Source organism: Streptomyces sp. NPDC002793 (genome assembly GCF_040295485.1).
GTDB lineage: Bacteria > Actinomycetota > Actinomycetes > Streptomycetales > Streptomycetaceae > Streptomyces.
In genome coordinates this window covers 19,101-33,441 of record NZ_JBEOVL010000004.1, presented here as the reverse complement: position 1 = coordinate 33,441, position 14,341 = coordinate 19,101, and the positions used below count along the sequence as shown (strand labels likewise).

Here is a 14,341-nt window from a genome sequence, read left to right as displayed (position 1 = left end):
ACTGCACTTTTCGGATCACCTCCTTTCAGCGTGTGCCCACAGCCTAGAAACCCTCCCCCAGGCCGCACAAGCGAATTTACGGAGCCCGGTGGACACCGGATTTCGTGGAAGTGGCTGTGTGGTGGCTCACGTTCGAGTTCAATGGTCTGACGTGCGGCAACGCGGAAAGCGAAGCGGAACACCCCCTGCGGGAGGTACGGAGTGAGTGCTTCCAGGAGCACCGGCACCACCGACGCGCTCGGTCCCGACGAGGATCCCGGGCGGGAGCCGTCGGCGGCGGCGATTCCGGGGTCCAGGCTCCTCGCCGCGCTGCTCGACGGGATGGACGCCGCGCTCTGCGCGTTCGACGCGCACGGCACCATCACCCACTGGAACCGTGAGGCCGAGCGCATCCTCGGCTGGACCGCCGCCGAGGCCGTCGGACGGCGCGGTTTCGCCGGGTGGGCCGTGCGGAGCGCGGACGCGGGCGACGTGCAGGGGCGGCTGCTGGCCGCCATGGACGCGCCGGGGCGGCAGGTCCACGAGTTCGCGCTGCTGCGCAAGGACGGCGGGCGGGTCCTCGTACGGACCCAGTCGTCCGGGGTGCGCGGTGAGGACGGGAAGCCGGCCGGGGTGTACTGCGCGTTCAGCGAGATGCACGCGCAGATCGATCTGGAGCGGTCCATCGCGCTCAGCGAGGCCCTGTTCGAGGACGCGTCCTGGGGCGTGGTCCTCGTCGACGTCGACCTGCGTCCGACCATGGTCAACGCCTACGCGGCCCGGTCACTGGGCGGCGGCCGCACCGCGCCGCTGGGGCGTCCGCTGGGCGAGCTGATCGTCCAGGGGGTGGAGGATCTGGAGGGGGCCCTGCAGCACGTCCTCGCCGAGGGCGCGCCGTCCGCACCGGCCGAGCTGTGGGTGACGCTGCGGACCCCCGAGGGTGACCGGCGGCGCTGCTGGCGCAGTGGGTTCCTGCGGCTGGCCTCACCGTTGGCGGAGGAGCCCGTACCGCTCGGGGTCGGCTGGCTCTTCCGGGACGTCACGGCGGCGAAGCTGGCAGAGCAGGAGGCGGACCGGGTGCGGTTCCGCGCGAACCAGCTGCACCGGGCGGCCCGCCAGGCGGCGGAGTGCGAGGACCCGATGGAGGCGGCGACCACGTCGCTGGACTACGCACTGGCGGGGTTCGCGGACCACGTCGTCGTCGATCTGCTGGCGGACCTGGCGGCAGGGGAGCGGCTCGTACGGGCCGCGGCCACCCCGTCCGACGCGCCGGGGCCCTGCCTGCCGGTCTCCGGTGGAGCGCTGCCCGTGCGGTACGCACCGGGGCACCCGGCCCTCCAGGCGGTGGAGCGCACGGGTTCCGTCCGTGCCGCCGCGCCGGCCGGTGCGGGCGCGGCGTGGGCCGTGGAGCAGCAGTGGCCGGGTGACTCCGTGCACGCCCTGTGCGCCGTGCTGCGGAGCCGGGGGCGGACGTTGGGCGTGGTGACGTTCCTCCGGGCGGCGAACCGGAGCGCGTTCGAACGCCCCGACGTGATGTACGCGGAGAGTGTGGCGGTCCGGGTCGCGTCGGCGGTCGACCTGGCCCGGCTGACGGCCGGGCCGGTCTGAGTCCGGCCGTCCAGTGCCGGTCAGTGCAGGTCAGTGCCGGTAGAAGATGCGGTCGCCGTACTCCCGCATCACGCGCCCGTTCCACTCGTGTCCGCCGTCGACGTTGCCCGAGCGCAGCAGCGGCGGCTCGATCCCCCGTGCGACGAGTTCCTCCGCCGCGGTGGCCATCATGGCCTGCATCAGGGCGCTGGTGACGACGGTGGAGGCGGGCGCGAACGGCGCCTCGACACCCTCCGCCGTCAGCTCCGCGTCGCCGACGGCGATCTTGCTGTCGAGCACGATGTCGCAGTGGTCCCGGAGGAATCCGCCGGAGACGTGCCGTGATCTGGTGCCCTTCGTGTACGCGACCGAGGTGACCCCGACGACCGTCAGCCCGAGCGCCCGCGCGTTCTGCGCCATCTCCACGGGCAGTGCGTTGCGGCCCGACAGGGAGATGATCACGAGGAGGTCTCCGGAGCGGGCCGGGCCGGCGTCGAGCACGGCGCCCGCGAGACCGTCCACCCGCTCCAGCGCGGAGCCGAGCGTGGCCGGCATGACGTCGACGCCGAGTGTGCCGGGCACGGAGAGCAGGTTCATCAGGGCGAGGCCGCCCGCACGGTAGACGACGTCCTGCGCGGCGAGCGAGGAGTGCCCGGCTCCGAAGGCGAAGAGCCGGCCGCCCGCGGCGACGGTGTCGGCGATCGCGGCCCCCGCGGCGGCGATCGCCCCGGACTCCTCGTCGCGCACCCGCTCCAGCAGGCCGATCGCTGCGTCGAAGAACTGACCGGCGAGCTTGCTGTCGCTCATCGAGGAGGCCTTTCCTGCGGGTGAGGGCCCGTGCGGGGCCCGTGTCGCGGATCACGTTGCGGTCCGGACCGGTGGGCTGTCAATACCGCACCGGGCGGGCCATGGGTACGGAGTCCTGATGGTGGGGCCCGGTTGTCGGCGCTATGCGTCAGAATTGGTGGAGGGCCATCGCACGACGACTTCAGGTCACAGCATCGAGGGGCACGAATGTCCGGACTGATCGATACGACGGAGATGTATCTCCGCACCATCCTCGAGCTCGAAGAGGAAGGCGTGGTCCCCATGCGCGCCCGGATCGCGGAACGGCTGGACCAGAGCGGTCCGACGGTCAGCCAGACGGTGGCGCGCATGGAGCGGGACGGGCTGGTCCAGGTCGCGGGCGACCGCCACCTGGAGCTGACCGAGGAAGGGCGTCGCCTGGCGACGCGGGTGATGCGCAAGCACCGGCTCGCGGAGTGCCTGCTGGTCGACGTCATCGGTCTGGAGTGGGAGCAGGTCCACGCCGAGGCGTGTCGCTGGGAACACGTGATGAGCGAGGCCGTCGAGCGCCGGGTGCTGGAGCTGCTGCGGCATCCGACGGAGTCCCCGTACGGGAATCCCATCCCGGGTCTGGAGGAGCTGGGCGAGCAGGCCGGGGCCGATCCGTTCCTGGACGAGGGCATGGTGAGCCTGGCCGAGCTCGACCCGGGCGCGGAGGGCAAGACCGTGGTGGTGCGCCGGATCGGTGAGCCGATCCAGACCGACGCGCAGCTGATGTACTCGCTGCGGCGGGCGGGCGTGCAGCCCGGCTCGGTCGTCAGCGTGACCGAGTCGGCCGGCGGGGTGCTGGTCGGTTCGAGCGGGGAGGCGGCCGAGCTGAATTCCGAGGTCGCCTCGCACGTCTTCGTCGCCAAGCGCTGAGCGGCGCCGGGCCGCGCTGCCCAGGCGCCGAGCAGCGTGCTGAGCAGCGTCTGCGCACGCGCCGGTGCCCGACTGCATGTGCGGGCGTCGGTGCGGATGCACGTGCAGATCTGAGCGGGTAAGACCGCTTTCTGTTTTCCGCCCGGAATCGCAGCGCCCGGGCGAAACGCGTGCCAGGCTGTGGCCAGGCATGTGACCTGAGGGCGCCGGCGGAGGTCCGCCGCGCGGTCCGGGGAGGGAGCAGGGAATGCGCCCGTCGTACTGGCACGCGCACCGTGAGGTGGCTGCTGGGTTTTCCGAGGTCTTCGCGCGTTCCGAGGCCCTCGCGCTTTCCGATGCCTTCATGGTCGCTCGGGGTGTTCACCCCGGCCCCACGCGCCTTCCGGCGCCCGTCGCGGCACCGGTCGCCCCCTTGGTCCGCCGTGGGCGCGGACCCACGCATTCCGGAACAGGGGACGGCCCCGGCGCCCGAAGGTGCCGGGGCCGGTCCTCCCCTGCGCTGACCTGGAGCCCCGAGCTCTCGAAGTCAGTCCCCGCGGACCCCTGTCCCCGAGCGGTCCGCTTCCCGGAGAAGGTCTCCCCTGGGGGGCCGTCGTCAATCCTGAACCGTTGTCACTCAAACGTGGGACGTTGCGAGCCGGAAGCAGGTTTTCGAATATAGGTTCGATAGTCTGGCGTGCACGAACACATGGTGATCGAGGAGCAGAAGGGGGTGCCAGAACCTATGGTGCGGCGCATCGATGTGACCGGATCGGACGGCGTACGCCTCGCGGCCTGGGAGTTCGCCGACCCGCCCAAGGAGCGTGCGGAGGCCGCGCGGGCCCCCGGGGTCTTAATGCTCCACGGGCTCATGGGCCGGGCGGCCCACTGGGCCTCCACGGCTCGCTGGCTCTCCGAGCGCCATCGGCCGGTGGGCCTCGACCAGCGCGGTCACGGGCGTAGCGAGAAGCCGGCCGACGGCCCGTACACCCGCGACGCCTACGTCGCGGACGTCGAGGCCGCGATCGAACAGCTCGACCTCGCCCCCGTCACCCTCATCGGGCACGCGATGGGTGCGCTCACCGCGTGGCAGCTCGCCGCGAAGCGCCCCGATCTCGTCAAGGCGCTGATCATCTGCGACATGCGTGCCTCCGCTCTCGGCGCGGCCTCGCAGCGCGAGTGGGAGGACTGGTTCAGGACGTGGCCGCTCCCGTTCGCGACGCTCGCCGAGGTGCGGAAGTGGTTCGGCGAGGACGACCCCTGGGTGGAGCGGCCCAGCCCCTCCCGCGGTGAGTTCTACGCGGAGGTGATGGCCGAGAGCTCCGACGGCTGGCGGCCCGTCTTCTCGCGGCAGCAGATGCTGACGTCCCGGGCCACCTGGGTCTACGACGCCCACTGGGAGGAGCTGGCCCAGGTGCGCTGCCCCACCCTGGTCCTGCGCGGGATCGACGGGGAGCTGGGAAGGGCCGAGGCCCAGGAGATGGTCCGTGTCCTGCCGCGCGGGCAGTACGCGGAGGTGGAGGACGCAGGCCATCTCGTCCACTACGACCGGCCGGACGGCTGGCGCAGGGCGGTGGAGCCCTTCCTGCGGCAGCTCGCGGAGGACTTCCGGGACGACCGGGAGCCCGTCAGCCCCTGACCCGGAAGCCCCCCCTGGCCCCGGAAGCCCCGCGGCCGGAGCCTCGTGAGCCGCGTGCTCAGCCCTTGCTGACCGCGGCGAGGATCTCCGGGAGCCGGTCCGCCGTGCGCGGTGCGGCCAGCCGTACGCCCAGCCACCCGATGAACGCCCCGTACACCGCACCCACCGGTAGCAGCAGCCACAACTGACCCTGGTGGTCCGCCACATGGAGCCAGATCGTCAGCCCGATCACGGGCCCGCTGAGGAGCGCTGCCGTCACCATGCCGCCGAGGATGGAGATCCAGGCGAGTCCGGCCTGCCCCGGCACGACGTTCTTGAACGCCCCGTCCTGCGGGATCGAGTAGGGGAACAGCGCCGAGGCCAGGGCGCCGGTCGCCAGCATCGCGCCGAGCAGGGCGAAGGACAGCCCCATGACCCCCGGCAGTGCCGCCCAGTCCCCGAGCACCGCCGCCGTCACCACCGTCACCAGGACGGTGTACGGCAAGGTGATCAGCAGCAGGGCCAGGGCCCGCGCCCGCAGTTCGAGACAGGCGTCCCGGGGCGTGGAGATCGACAGCGCCACCATCCAGAACGCGGAGGTGTCCTGCCCGAACTGGTTGTACATCTGCATGCCGAGCATCCCGGCCGCGAAGCACGCGAAGTAGACCGACCCCGACCCCTGCACCGCGTTGAGCACCGGCACGATCAGACCGATCGCGAGCGCCGACACCCAGGCAGCCTTGGTCTTCGGATCCCGTACGACGTACCGCAGGCTCCGCTGCATCACCGTGGCCGTACGACCGTCGGGGAGCAGCGGGAAGCGCCCGGAACGGTCAGCGCCGGAGCGACCGGCCGAGGGTTCGCCGGCGGCGACCGTGGAGCCGTCGGGTGCCGTCATCAGCTTCACCAGGCTGCGCTCCCACAGCCACAACAGGCCGCCCAGGGCGAGCACGGAGAGCAGCAGCTGTGCCAGGGCGGTGCCGTACGCCCCGTCGGAGGCGGACCCCACGGCTCCGAGCGCCGACGCGGGCGGCAGCCAGCGGGCCACGTCCGCGACCGGTTCGAGCGTGGACAGCCCGCCCGCCCGGCTCAGGCGCTGGGCACCGAAGCTGACGAACTGGATGCCCACCGCGATCACCAGCCCGCTGAGCACGGCGAGGTCGCGGCCCTTGCGCGAGGTCAGCAGCCGGATGTTGGCCGTGGCGACGGACCGGGCCAGCGCCACACACACCAGCAGGGTCAGCGGCACGGCGACCACCGCGAACACCACCGCGGCCGCGCCGTGCGCCACCGCGATCACCGAGCCGAGAGCCAGCGTGAACGTGAAGAGCGGGCCGATGCCGATCAGCGAGGCCACGAGCAGTGCCCCGGTCAGCGGGCGGGGCCGCAGCGGCAGCATCACCAGCCGGCTCGGGTCCAGGGTCTCGTCACCGCTCGGGAAGAACAGCGGCATGAACGCCCAGCCCAGCGCGACCACCGCGGTCAACAGCACCACCAGGGTGCCGGCCTGCGCGTGCCCGCGGAGGGCGACCAGGCCGATCGCCTGGCCCACCGCGAGCAGCAGGGTGACCACGAGGGACGCGACGTAGGCGGCCCGCCGCCCGGAGGACTGGCGCAGCCCGTTGCGCAGCAGCGTCAGCTTGAGCCGTACGAAGACGGGGACGAGGCCCTGCCCGCGTACGGCGGGGGCGGGTGAGGCCGTGGGGGCGGCGTCCAGGACCGTCATCGGGCACCGCCCAGCCAGTCCAGGGACTCACCGGTGTCCCGGGCACCCGCGCCGACCAGTTCGAGGAAGGCGTCCTGCAGGGAGGCCGCCTCGCCGCGCACTTCGGCGAGCGTGCCCTGGGCCCGGATCCGCCCCGCCGCCATGACGGCGACCCAGTCGCAGAGGGACTCCACGAGCTCCATGACGTGGCTGGAGAAGACCACGGTCGCGCCGGAGCGCGTGTAGCGCTCCAGCACCCCGCGGATGGTCTGCGCCGACACGGGGTCGACCCCCTCGAACGGCTCGTCGAGAAACAGCACTTCGGGGTTGTGCAGCAGGGCGGACGCCAGGCCGATCTTCTTGCGCATCCCGGTCGAGTAGTCCACGACCAGCTTGTGCTGGGCCCCCGCGAGATCCAGTACGTCGAGGAGCTGGGTGGCCCGCTTGTCCACCTCGGTGCCCGGAAGGCCGCGCAACCTGCCGGTGTAGGCGAGGAGTTCACGGCCGGAGAGCCGTTCGAAGAGTCGCAGCCCTTCCGGGAGCACCCCGATCCGGGACTTCACCTCCACCGGATCCCGCCACACGTCGTGGCCGCCGACCTCGATCCGGCCCATGTCGGGCCTGAGTAGTCCGGTCACCATCGACAGCGTGGTGGTCTTCCCCGCGCCGTTGGGACCCACCAGGCCGATGAACCTCCCCGCCGGCAGCTCCAGATCGATGCCCGAGACCGCGATCTGGTCCCCGAACCGCTTCCAGAGCCCTTCCACCCGCACGGCGGGCGGTGGCGTCGGAGCCACACCCGCCGTGTCCGTCCTGTTCGTACTGTCCGACTGGTCCGGCATGGCACTGCCTTTCGATGTCCCCGCATGTGGGGACCACCCTACGAAAGGCGTGTCCGGGCGTCGGCCGCCTCCCGGGCGCAGGCGTACGCGAGCGGCGTGATCAGCTCGTCCGCCTCGGGCAGCCACAGGTTGGCGCGGGAGGGGCGGCGGGCCCACTGCACGGCGCCGCGGCCGGCGATCCGGGTCGGCGGTCCGGCCACGTAATCGCCCTCGCCGCGCCCCACCATGCCGATCGCCCCGGCGTCCCAGCCCAACTGCCGCACCAGGCCGGGCGCCTTGGCGGCGGCGCCCGGCAGCGCGAAGAACAGCATGCGGCGGTCCGGGGTGCGGGTCACCGGGCCGAGAGTGACGCCCATCCGTTCCATCCGGGCCAGGGCCAGGAAGCCGGCGGACTCCGGTACGTCCAGGGCGTCGAACGTCCGGCCCGCGGGCATGAGGACCGACGACCCGGGCTGCCCGGACCACATCCGGCGGGCCGCGGCGGCGCTCCCCGTCGCCTGGCCGGCCCAGTCCGGCCCGGTGGGGTGGGCCCCGGGGGCGGCGCAGCCGGTGTCACCGCACGAGCAGCACTCCGCCCCTCCGGCGGTCTCGAGCCAGGTGCCAGGGAACACGTCCCAGTGCCGCTCCTGGGCGTACCAGGCCGCGGCCTCCATCAGCTGCTCACCACGCTGTTGGGGGACCTGGGGGGCTTCCGTCACTCCGATGGTCTCTTCCACGTCCCACTCAACTACCGGCGTCACCCGGGGTTACGGGCACTCCTGAGCCCTTTGCGGGGGATCGATCCTGCATGTGGGGCGCACGGATGCATGGACGGGGGCGCGCGGGAGGACGGGCGGCGACGTGCGGGTAACGATGGGCAGGACTGTGCCAACTCGCCACCGCCCATACCCGATACAGATGAGTATGCGCATTTCTTGTGCCGTGCCGGGCAGTGATGCCTTCCTGAATCACTGCGGTCCCAGGGGGAAAAATGGCAGCCAGACCTCTCGTCGCCCGCCAGCCGAACGAACGGCTCCAGACGCTCATCCAGGAGGCGGCGTGCTCCAACGCCGGTCTCGCACGACGCGTCAACATGGTCGGGGCGGAGCGAGGGCTCGATCTCCGCTACGACAAGACCTCCGTGGCCCGCTGGTTGCGCGGACAGCAACCGCGAGGCAGGGCGCCGGGGATCATCGCCGAGGCGATCGGGCGCAAGCTCGGCCGCACGGTCACGATCGACGAGATCGGCATGGCCAACGGCAAGAGCCTGGCCTCCGGCGTAGGTCTGCAGTTCGCGCCCACCGTGCTGGGAGCCATCGAGCAGGTCTGCGAGCTGTGGCGCAGTGACGTGGGCCGCCGCGACCTGCTGTCCGGATCGGCGGTGGCCGCCTCCGCGCTGGTCGAGCCGAGCCGCGACTGGCTGATCACGAGCGCCGATCCGCAGGTCGCGCGGACGGCCGGTGCCCGGGTCGGGGCGCCGGACGTGGCCGCCGTGCGGGCGATGACGGCCGCGCTCGTCGACCTGGATCACCGCTTCGGCAGCGGACACGTGCGGCCCGTCCTTGTGCACTATCTCAACAGCGTGGTCTCCGGGCTCCTTTCGGGCTCGTACCGTGAATCGGTCGGCCGTGAGCTGTTCGGCGCGGCCGCCCGGCTCACCGAGCTCGCCGGGTACATGGCCGTCGACACCGGACAGCCGGGGCTCGCCCAGCGGTACTACATCCAGGCCCTGCGGCTGGCCCAGGCCGCGGGCGACCGGGCGTACGGGGGCTATGTGCTGGCCGCCTCGATGAGCCATCTCGCGGCCCAGCTCGGCAACCCGCGTGAGATCGCCCAACTGGCCCGGGCCGCCCAGGAGGGCGCGCGTGGACGGGCGACCCCGCGGGCGGAGGCGATGTTCCACGCGGCGGAGGCCCGGGGCCACGCCCTGATGGGCGACGCCCGTACCTGCCAGGCCGCTGCGGGCCGCGCGGTGGCCGCGCTGGAGCAGGCGGACCCGGACAAGGGCGACGACCCGGACTGGATCGCCCACTTCGACGCCGGCTACCTCGCCGACGAACTGGCCCACTGCCACCGGGACCTGGGCCAGGCCGAACCGGCCGCCCGCAGGGCGAAGGAGGCCCTGGCGGCACTTCCGGAGTCCCGGACCCGGCGCCGGGGCATCGGTCTGGTGCTGCTGGCCACCGCGCAGGTGCAGCAGCGTGAGGTGGAGCAGGCGTGTCACACGGGGCTGCGGGCGATGGAGCTGCTGGGGACGGTGCGCTCCAGCCGGGGCGCCGAATACCTCGACGACCTCCAGCAGCGGTTCGAGCCGTACGGGGACGAGCCCGCGGTCCGGGAGTTCGGCGCCAGACTGGAGCTCCAGGCCGCCTGACGGCCGTGAACCCGGTGCGGACCTCGGGCGACCCGGCCGTGAACGGTGTAGTGGGCGCCCCGGGGTTCACCCGTCGGTCCCCCCTGCTGTGTGAAGGGGTGGTGAGCGCCCCTGGGCGCTTGGCGCCGGTCTCCGGGCACCCGGTAGCGTGAGCCGACGATTGCACAGGTTCACACGGTTCACACGTAGGAGTCCCGGTGACGCAGAGCGGACAGGGTGACGAGCCGCAGCTTCCCGCTGTACGGCCCACGCACGAAGGTGTCGTGCTGCCCGCGGAGGGTGGTGCCCCCTGGAGCGCGGGGGGGCAGGCGGGCGTACAGCCGGACCAGGCCGTCCCCGCGGGCGGGCAGCCGTGGGGCCGGCCCTGGGGGCCGGAGGGCACGCACCAGGGCGGCCCTCCGGGGCAGCTGCCGCCGGAGCAGCCCCACCACCAGGGCGCGTACCAGCAGCCGCAGCAAGGGCCGTACCAGGCCCCGCAGCAGCAGTACCCGCCCCAACAGGGCGGGTCGTACCAGCAGGGCCCGTACCACCAGCAGCACCAGCAGCAGCAGCCGTACGCCCAGCCCCTGCCGCCCGAGGCCGGATCCCAGGGCAGGGGCGCGGGCCAGGGCATGGCGCAGGGCGGCGACGCGGACGCCACGCAGTACATCGCGCCCATCCCCGGCGGCCCCCTCCCCGGGGGGCTCCCGCCCGAGAACCCGGCGGAGTCCACCCGGTACCTGGGGCAGTCGGCCGCCCCCGCGCAGCCGTCCGACTCGGACGCGACCCAGTACATACCCCCGGTCCCCGGCGGCGCCCCGTACGGCATCCGGCCGGGGGCACCGGGCGACCGGCAGCCGCCCGCGGAGTTCGACAGCCTCTTCCGCAGCGAGGGGCCCGCGGGCGCCACACAGCAGATGCCGCACTTCGACGGGCAGCAGCAGCGGCCCCAGCAGTCGCACCAGCCGCGCCAGGCACAGCAGCCGCATCAGGCCGCCCAGCAGCCCCCGCAGGGCGTCCCGCCCTACGGGGGGCAGGGCCCGCAGGGCGCCCACGGCGGGCAGAAGCCGGACCATGAGGAGCCGCGCAGACGGTCTGCGGCCGTTCCGCTGATCGCGGCCGTCGTCATCGGCTGCGCCGTCGTCGGACTCGGCGCCGGCGCGCTGATGAGCGGCGGGGACGACAAGTCCTCCGACGACAAGCAGCCGGTGGCGGCGCAGAGTTCCCCCGCGGGCGACACGGCGGGGCAGACGGCGGAGGACCCCGCGAAGCCGCAGGCCGAGGCGCTCGACAAGCTGCTCGCCGACAGCAACGACAGCCGCGCGGCGGTGATCAGCGCCGTGGAGAAGATCAAGGACTGCCGTGCCCTCGACGAGGCGGCCACCGACCTGACGGGCGCGGCGGCGCAGCGCAGGGGACTGGTGACCCAGCTGGAGACCCTCAGTGTCGACCAGCTCCCCGCCAACGCAGAGCTGAAGGCCTCACTGACGAAGGCCTGGCAGGCGTCGGCGGAGGCCGACGACCACTACGCCACGTGGGCCGACCAGGCCAGGAACGACAAGAAGGTCTGCAAGGGAGGCAAGGCCCGATCGACCGGAGCGACCGTCCGGGCCGGTGAGTCGAGCAGCGAGGCCACCCTCCAGAAGCGCAAGGCCTCGGGGCTCTGGAACGCCATCGCGCGGAAGTACGGGCTGACCGAGCACGCTCCCACGCAGCTCTGACGCGGCGTCCTCCGGCCCGGTGCCCCCGGGCCGGAGGGCCGAGCGTGTGTCAGCCGCGCGCGGGGGCGTTCACGAGGGTGTCCGTGACGTCCACGAAGCCCTGCTTCTCGGCGGTGATACGCCCGTCGCGGACCACCAGGAACGTCACCCGCCCATTGACGACGCGTCGGTAGGCGGCCGTGCCGACCATGTCCTGGAAGCGCCAGCGCAGGACCGGGGTGAGACCACCGGTGTCCACCTCGGTGCCCCGGTTGAGGCTGACGGAGATCCCGCCCGCCGTGATGTCCGGCCGGTTCATCGCCTCGACGACGGCCTCGAGCGCGGTGTAGGCGATCCAGGTCGTCTGCACACCGGTGTCCGACGGGTCGATCCGGTTGTCCCCGAAGGCGTACTTCCGGATCACCTCGCGCATCTCGTTCCAGCGGGCGTCGCCGGGCTCCGGGTACCAGCCGGTGACGAGGGCACCCTCGAAGGGGCTGCTGGGCCCGCCCGTACGGTCGATGAGGTTCTGGCCGACGCTGCCGAGCACCGACGAGATCCGTACCTCGCTGCCCTCGGGCTCCAGCCGGCGGAAGGAGTCGAAGAACGTCTCCGTGCCCTTGCCGAGCACCGCGGTCACGCAGCCGCCGTCCGCCTGGTCGAGGGCCTTCGCCGCCTCGACGTCGTACGAGGTGGCCGCCTCGGAGGTGCTGATGTCGTGGGACGCCGGACGCTTGCTCCGGTCGAGGCTCGAGTTGAGCAGGCCGGGCATGGTGTCGCCGACCAGGGTGTCGGGCCGCACGAGCGCCACCCGCTCGCAACTGCCCGCCAGCTGCTCGCCGTTGCCCGCGACGAGAGCCGGCTGGCCGCCGTTCACCGGGTAGGACAGATAGCTGGTGAATTCGTCGGAGGAGGCACCGTACCCGCCGATGTAAGGGATCCCGGCCGCTTCCAGCGGAGCCAGGAACGCCCGGCCGTGCCTGCTGTACGAGCCGACGACCGCCGCCACGTCCTCGTCCGCCGCCCGCCGGGCGCACTTGGAGGCCCCGGCCGCGGTGTCCTGCTCGTTGCAGGTGAGCACGCGGAGCTCGTGGCCGTCGATGCCGCCCTTCTCGTTGATCCAGCGGGCGTAGGTCCTCGCCATGGCCGGCATGCCCGCCATGTTCACCGTGTCGGCACCGGTGCTGTCGGGGGCCCAGGTCATCACGGTGACGGGCTCCCTGGAGTCCCCCGAGGCCCCAGGGAGGATCCCGCAGCCGGAAACGAGCAGCGCCCCGGCCGCCACCGTGGTGATGAGCGTGTGGGGGCGGGGGGAGGTGAGGCGTCGCCGTCCGGTCATGGTTATGAACTTTTGCGGTTCACGGGTAACGCCACAGCGTGCTCTGGTCAACGCACGGTGACGTAAAGGTGAATTACGGGGGGCCGCACACGGGCGCCGGGGAGGAACGTACGATCGGCAACCGTGCAGCCAGCTTCCGAGAACACTTCCCGTCGCGGCCGTCGCTCCTCCACCATGGGCGGCATGCCGCTCAACGACATGCCGTGGTGGCGCTGGCGCAGCAACGTGCGCTCGGCGCTGCACATGCTCTCCGACCCCGTCTTCCACCACGAGTGCTGGCTGGCCGGCCGGGAAGGGTACGGGGACGTCACCGACGCCGTGTACCGCCTGGTCGAGGACACCTGGCTGGACAACTGGTCCGCGGAGAAGTACGTGGGGACGATCTTCCGCGACTCCGCCGAGGCGGCCCTCGTCGACGTGGCGGCCCTGCGGGTGCTGCGCATCATGCACCAGATAGGCGCCGACGCCCCCGTCTCCGCCTATCTGGAGCACCCCGGCTGGCAGGAGGCCGTCGTGGCCGCCCGTGAGGCCCATGTGATGCTCGCCACCAACGACGGGGAGGATCCCGACATCCCGCCGCGGTCCCTGGACGTGCTCCGCATCATGACCGGAACGGCGTGACAGGCGGGCGGTGTGGCACCCTACGGGGATGACCGCGCCGCAGCCCGCCGAACCCGTATCCGCTGCCTCGGACACCGTCCCCGAGCAGTACGTCCTCACGCTCTCCTGCCCCGACAAGCAGGGCATCGTGCACGCCGTGTCGAGCTATCTCCTCATGACCGGCTGCAACATCGAGGACAGCCAGCAGTTCGGCGACCATGACACCGGTCTCTTCTTCATGCGCGTCCACTTCTCCGCGGACGCCACGGGCACCGTGGACAAGCTGCGGGCCGGCTTCGCGGCCATCGGGGACTCCTTCCGGATGGAGTGGCAGATCCACCGGGCGAGCGACCGGATGCGCGTCGTGCTGATGGTCAGCAAGTTCGGGCACTGCCTCAACGACCTGCTGTTCCGTTCCCGGACCGGCGCCCTGCCGGTCGAGATCGTGGCGGTCGTCTCCAACCACACGGACTTCGCCGAGCTCGTCGCCTCGTACGGCGTCCCCTTCCGCCACATCCCGGTGAACAGGGAGAACAAGACGGAGGCCGAGGCGCAGCTGCTGGAGCTCGTCCGCGGGGAGAACGTCGAGCTCGTCGTCCTGGCGCGCTACATGCAGGTGCTCTCGGACGATCTCTGCAAGCAGCTGAGCGGCCGGATCATCAACATCCACCACTCCTTCCTGCCGAGCTTCAAGGGCGCGAAGCCGTACCACCAGGCCCATGCGCGCGGCGTGAAACTGATCGGCGCGACGGCGCACTACGTGACCGCCGACCTCGACGAGGGGCCGATCATCGAGCAGGAGGTCGAGCGCGTCGGGCACGGCGTCACGCCGGACCAGCTCGTGGCCATCGGGCGCGACGTGGAGTGCCAGGCGCTGGCCCGCGCCGTCAAGTGGCACGCGGAGCAGCGGATCCTGCTCAACGGCCGCCGTACGGTCGTCTTCCCCTGACGTA

Annotated in this window: 12 protein-coding genes; 7 read left to right on the top strand and 5 right to left on the bottom strand. The window is 72.3% G+C overall.

Translation table 11 applies throughout. The features are described from left to right. The first annotated feature begins 201 nt into the window (after positions 1-201). Positions 202-1,587, top strand: coding sequence for a PAS domain-containing protein (locus ABT001_RS04985; RefSeq protein WP_351272508.1), 1,386 nt, complete (start codon positions 202-204; stop codon positions 1,585-1,587). A 30-nt stretch (positions 1,588-1,617) separates the two neighbouring features. Here ABT001_RS04985 and ABT001_RS04980 read toward each other — a convergent pair whose 3' ends face one another. Next, complete coding sequence (locus tag ABT001_RS04980; protein WP_351272505.1) at positions 1,618-2,373, bottom strand: SIS domain-containing protein; 756 nt, start codon at positions 2,371-2,373, stop codon at positions 1,618-1,620. A 207-nt stretch (positions 2,374-2,580) separates the two neighbouring features. On the opposite strand from ABT001_RS04980, the gene ABT001_RS04975 reads away from it, so the two are divergent. Together ABT001_RS04975 and ABT001_RS04970 are read left to right on the top strand one after the other, a co-directional pair. Next, positions 2,581-3,273 (top strand): iron-dependent transcriptional repressor DtxR, encoded by a 693-nt coding sequence (locus ABT001_RS04975; protein WP_351272503.1) that lies wholly within the window; start codon positions 2,581-2,583, stop codon positions 3,271-3,273. Positions 3,274-3,997: 724 nt separating this feature from the next. Beyond that, positions 3,998-4,891 (top strand): alpha/beta fold hydrolase, encoded by an 894-nt coding sequence (locus ABT001_RS04970; protein WP_351273050.1) that lies wholly within the window; start codon positions 3,998-4,000, stop codon positions 4,889-4,891. Positions 4,892-4,949: 58 nt separating this feature from the next. Here ABT001_RS04970 and ABT001_RS04965 read toward each other — a convergent pair whose 3' ends face one another. From ABT001_RS04965 to ABT001_RS04955, 3 genes are read right to left on the bottom strand one after another with little or no spacing between them, the layout of a single operon-like run. After that, entirely contained in the window at positions 4,950-6,596 is a 1,647-nt protein-coding gene (locus tag ABT001_RS04965) for a transporter (protein WP_351272500.1), read from the bottom strand. Continuing rightward, positions 6,593-7,417: an ABC transporter ATP-binding protein gene (locus ABT001_RS04960; protein ID WP_351272497.1), complete on the bottom strand. Its 825-nt coding sequence runs from the start codon at positions 7,415-7,417 to the stop codon at positions 6,593-6,595. The genes ABT001_RS04965 and ABT001_RS04960 overlap by 4 nt, the downstream gene beginning before the upstream one ends. Before the next feature lie 38 nt (positions 7,418-7,455). Further along, entirely contained in the window at positions 7,456-8,133 is a 678-nt protein-coding gene (locus ABT001_RS04955) for a bifunctional DNA primase/polymerase (protein ID WP_351272494.1), read from the bottom strand. A 254-nt stretch (positions 8,134-8,387) separates the two neighbouring features. Here ABT001_RS04955 and ABT001_RS04950 point away from each other — a divergent pair, with 254 nt between their 5' ends. Both ABT001_RS04950 and ABT001_RS04945 read left to right on the top strand, forming a co-directional pair. Continuing rightward, a complete protein-coding gene (locus ABT001_RS04950; protein WP_351272491.1) occupies positions 8,388-9,770 on the top strand; it encodes an NsdA family TPR-like regulatory protein in 1,383 nt (460 codons plus the stop codon). Positions 9,771-9,967: 197 nt separating this feature from the next. Continuing rightward, positions 9,968-11,470 (top strand): hypothetical protein, encoded by a 1,503-nt coding sequence (locus ABT001_RS04945; protein WP_351272489.1) that lies wholly within the window; start codon positions 9,968-9,970, stop codon positions 11,468-11,470. Between the two features lie 49 nt (positions 11,471-11,519). Here the strand turns inward: ABT001_RS04945 and ABT001_RS04940 are convergent, their stop codons facing one another. Beyond that, entirely contained in the window at positions 11,520-12,788 is a 1,269-nt protein-coding gene (locus ABT001_RS04940; RefSeq protein WP_351272486.1) for an ABC transporter substrate-binding protein, read from the bottom strand. Positions 12,789-12,962: 174 nt separating this feature from the next. On the opposite strand from ABT001_RS04940, the gene ABT001_RS04935 reads away from it, so the two are divergent. Beyond that, entirely contained in the window at positions 12,963-13,409 is a 447-nt protein-coding gene (locus tag ABT001_RS04935; protein ID WP_351273048.1) for an SCO4402 family protein, read from the top strand. Between the two features lie 28 nt (positions 13,410-13,437). Beyond that, complete coding sequence (gene purU / locus ABT001_RS04930; protein ID WP_351272483.1) at positions 13,438-14,337, top strand: formyltetrahydrofolate deformylase; 900 nt, start codon at positions 13,438-13,440, stop codon at positions 14,335-14,337. Positions 14,338-14,341: the final 4 nt, after the last annotated feature.